5 protein-coding genes and 1 pseudogene are annotated in these 3,880 nt (G+C 48.5%); 4 read left to right on the top strand and 2 right to left on the bottom strand.

Annotation, left to right across the window (positions count from 1 at the left end):
- From ACTHUT_RS15150 to ACTHUT_RS15135, 4 genes and pseudogenes are all read left to right on the top strand, one after another.
- Positions 1 to 84, top strand: a pseudogene (locus tag ACTHUT_RS15150) (RNA polymerase sigma factor RpoE); the annotation flags it as partial.
- A 5-nt stretch (positions 85 to 89) separates the two neighbouring features.
- The gene (locus ACTHUT_RS15145; protein WP_250600640.1) at positions 90 to 638 is read left to right on the top strand and encodes a sigma-E factor negative regulatory protein; all 549 of its coding nucleotides are present in this window, start codon (positions 90 to 92) and stop codon (positions 636 to 638) included.
- Positions 639 to 756: 118 nt separating this feature from the next.
- Positions 757 to 1,548, top strand: a complete 792-nt coding sequence (locus ACTHUT_RS15140; RefSeq protein WP_250600638.1) for a TrmH family RNA methyltransferase — start codon at positions 757 to 759, stop codon at positions 1,546 to 1,548.
- A 34-nt stretch (positions 1,549 to 1,582) separates the two neighbouring features.
- Complete coding sequence (locus tag ACTHUT_RS15135; RefSeq protein WP_049348483.1) at positions 1,583 to 2,242, top strand: YecA family protein; 660 nt, start codon at positions 1,583 to 1,585, stop codon at positions 2,240 to 2,242.
- 61 nt (positions 2,243 to 2,303) lie between these two features.
- On the opposite strand, the gene ACTHUT_RS15130 is transcribed toward ACTHUT_RS15135, so the two are convergent.
- Positions 2,304 to 2,792, bottom strand: coding sequence for a DUF456 domain-containing protein (locus ACTHUT_RS15130; RefSeq protein ID WP_036472395.1), 489 nt, complete (start codon positions 2,790 to 2,792; stop codon positions 2,304 to 2,306).
- A 159-nt stretch (positions 2,793 to 2,951) separates the two neighbouring features.
- On the bottom strand, positions 2,952 to 3,880 hold a 929-nt coding region (ttcA, locus tag ACTHUT_RS15125), incomplete at its 5' end, for a tRNA 2-thiocytidine(32) synthetase TtcA (RefSeq protein WP_440418984.1).

The following is a 3,880-nucleotide window of genomic DNA, read 5'->3' as shown; positions in this document are numbered from 1 at the left end:
CGTTCGCGTATTTTCAGAGCGCGTGAACTGATTGCAAAAGATTTGCGGCCGCTGTTGGATACTTCTGAAGATCAAAGGTGGTAATAAAAATGAACGACAAAACAAATAAAGCATTGGAGTATGTGTCTGCATTGATGGACGGTGAAGCATTGACTGATGAAATGCTGGATGCTGTATTGGCAGATGAGGAAGCCTTGCGCGCTTGGCATGAATACCACATTATCGGCGACTGTATCCGTCAGGGTGCTGCGGCGAGTGTTACCGGTGAAACCATGCAAAGCAAAGCATTTACAGTGCCTCAAACCGAGGCTGAAGGCAAACAGGAAAAATATGCTCAGCATGAAGCGGCCAATAGCGGCTTCTTCAAATTCTTCGCGGCTGCTGCCAGCGTGTGTGCGATTGCTGTTGCAGTATGGCAATTTACACCGCAAACTTCTCGTGACGCTATGCCGGTTGCAGAAAAGTCTAATGTTCAGCCTGCCCAAAATATTATTCCGGTAAGCGGTACGCCTAGTGATAAAGCAGCTTCCGAGCCTGGCGAAACTGTTGTGCCAAATGCGGCAAAAGACGGCAAAATTGAAAACCGTCCGACTGTCCGTACCGAGCAGCAAAATGAGCAGCAGACAGTTGTGCAGTAAAAAATGAAATCATGTAAAACCCTTGCTTCATTGTAAGGGTTTTTTATTTTCTAAGTAAAACCATCAGACCGTCTGAAAGCATAGCTTCAAGGAAGTTAAAACAGTTATAATGCGCTCCATGAAACTGATTACCTCTGCTCAAAACGAACAGCTCAAACATTTATTCCGTCTGCTGACGCAGGCCAAAGCAAGGCGTGAAAGCGGTGAAACCGTATTGGAAGGCGTACATCTGCTGCAAACTTATTTGCAAAGCGGCGGTACGCCCAAACAGGTTTACTTGCCTGAAAAGAAACAGCAACATCTTGAAATTCAAGAAATTACGGCGCAGTTGGATGAGGGATTGATTACTTGGGTTGGTAACGAAGCACTGTCTAAAATCACCAGTCTGACCGATGCCGATGATGTGATGACTTGGATTGATATTCCGCAGCAGGCAGGTTTGCCTTCAGACGGCGATTGCATGGTATTGGAGCGGGTACAAGACCCCGGTAATGCAGGCACGATTTTGCGTAGCGCGGCAGCGGCCGGAGTCAGGCAAATTGTGTGCGTCAATGATTCCGTGGATATCTGGTCGCCTAAAGTGTTGCGAGCGGGGATGGGTGCGCATTTTCTGCTGTCGATTTTCAGCCGAGTGGAATTATCCGCTTGGATGGAAACGTATCAGCATCAAATTTGGGCAACTGCCTTGGGCGGTCGCAATATCGGTTTGTATGAAATGGACCTCAGTCAACCCTGTGCTTGGGTATTTGGCAACGAAGGCAGCGGCGTGAGCGAAACGGTAAAAGAGAAGGCTACTGCCTGTGTCAAAATCCCCATGTTGGGGCAAACCGAATCCTTGAATGTCGCGATGGCGGCAACGGTTTGTCTGTTTGAACAAATGCGGCAGCGTATTCATGCCCTGGCCGTCTGAAAACAATAATACGATTTTATTTTAAGGAACAAAAATGCAAATACTGACTTTTGATGAAGCAGCACGCAGCCGATTGATGGAATTGCTGGATGCCAAATCTGAAGCCCACAACACCATGCGTTGTGATGAGGTTCAAGGTTTTATGATGGCTTTATTGAGTGGTCCGGATGCTTTGAATCCGACCAACTGGCTGCCTGAGATTTTGGGTGAAGAATCTTTGTTTGATGCCAAAGAGCGCACCGAAATCGAGCGTTTGGTTATGGCAATGGCCGCCGATATGCGCATGAAGCTCAACGAAAAAATTCTGCCTGATTTGTGGTTCTATGAAGATGAAGCCGGCAATCCGGATTTCTACACTTGGTGTAACGCCTACCTTTACGCACTGGATATTGTGCCTACCGATTGGTTTGAAGCAGTTGATCAGGAAGAGTTTGAAGATTTGTTCTATCCGATTATGGCTTTGGGTGGTATTTATGACGACGAGGAAAACGGCGAAGTCATCTTGCATCTGAATGAAAAAGAGCTGACCCAACTGGAATCTGACTTGCCGCATGTCCTGCTTGATATTTACTGGTACTGGCAGGCCATCATCAATAAGCCGCAAACCGTACGCCGTGAAGGCGAAAAAGTGGGGCGTAACGATCCTTGCCCGTGTGGCAGCGGTAAAAAGTACAAAGCTTGCTGCGGCAAATAACCAATGAAATAAAAAGGCCGTCTGAATACTTGAAATTCAGACGGCCTTTAATATTTTTTATTTAGAAGAATGAGGCTAACCAAACAAACAGGATGGTCAGTGCGATGGTCAATGCGCAGCCGATTTTGGCTACGGTACCGATGATGAAGCCGATAAACGTACCGATACCGACTTTGCCTGCCTGCCAAGTGTCTTTGCGTGCAATAAATTCGCCGATGGCCGCGCCGGTCAGCGGGCCGAGCAACAAGCCGGGAATAGAGAAGAATGCGCCGACGATGCCGCCGATAAATGCACCCCAAACCGCGGTTTTACTTGCGCCGGTATATTTTGCACCCAATGCACCCGCCACATAATCCATTGCAGTACCGAATACGGCAACAATGGCCAAAAAGGTCAACGTACCCGAGCCAAACACTTGATAATCGCCGGCATAACCCAACAGCCATGCGCCGCCAAACATCAAACCCAGTCCGGGCAAGGCAGGGTAAATAGTGCCTAAAATGCCGACAACAATGGCGATTAAACCGAGGATAATCAGAATGGTGGTCATGGTTTTCCTTTTGATGGAGGGGTGGATAACGGCGGTATTATGAGGGCGTTTTGCCGGATTGCGATAAAGGTTTATGCAAGAAAATGAAAATATGCCTAAATATTCAGACGGCCTTTCAGTCAATAGCTACCGAAAGGCCGTCTGAATGTCTAAACGCGGTTACATACCGCAGGTTTTGGGTTTGTTTGCCAAAATATTGATGACTTTGCGTTCGGTTTTTTGCGGTTCGATTTTAATTTCGCTTTCGTCTTCTTCGCTGCCGTCGGAGAAACGTTCCGGCATTTTTTCGCTGTCAAACGCCAAGTCGCCGCCGTGTTTCAGGCTTTGACCGCGTTCCAAGCCGACAAAGTCGAAAAGTTCGGTATCGGCCAAATGCGATGGAACGACGTTTTGTAGAGCGGAGAACATAGACTCGATACGGCCGGGGAAGCGTTTGTCCCAGTCGCGCAACATATCGCCGATGACTTGGCGTTGCAGGTTGGGCTGAGAGCCGCAGAGGTTGCATGGGATAATTGGGAATTGCTTCAGCTCGGCGTATTTAATCAAGTCCTTCTCTTTGACATACGCGAGAGGACGGATGACGATGTGTTCGCCGTTGTCGCTTACCAGTTTGGGCGGCATGGCTTTGAGTTTGCCGCCGTAAAACATATTCAGGAACATGGTGGCGAGGATGTCGTCGCGGTGGTGTCCCAAGGCGATTTTGGTGCAGCCCAATTCTTTTGCAGTGCGATAGAGGATGCCTCGGCGCAAACGGCTGCACAGTGAACAAGTCGTTTTACCTTCTTCCAATACACGTTTGACGGTGGAATAAGTGTCTTCTTCAACGATTTTGTAGGGAACGCCGATGCTTTCGAGATAGGTCGGCAATACTTCTTCAGGGAAGCCCGGCTGTTTTTGGTCGAGATTGACGGCGACCAGTTCAAAATCAATCGGCGCGCTGGCTTGAAGCTGGCACAGAATGTCTAAAAGGGCGTAGCTGTCTTTGCCGCCTGAGAGGCAGACCATGATTTTGTCGCCCGGCTCGATCATATTGAAATCGTTAATGGCATCGCCGACGGCGTGGCGCAGGCGTTTGCTGAGTTTGTTGT

The sequence above is a fragment of the Neisseria sp. P0022.S010 genome (genome assembly GCF_051956635.1).
Note: the sequence above shows the minus strand (reverse complement) of the source record. Positions and strands in the feature narration are given on the sequence as shown.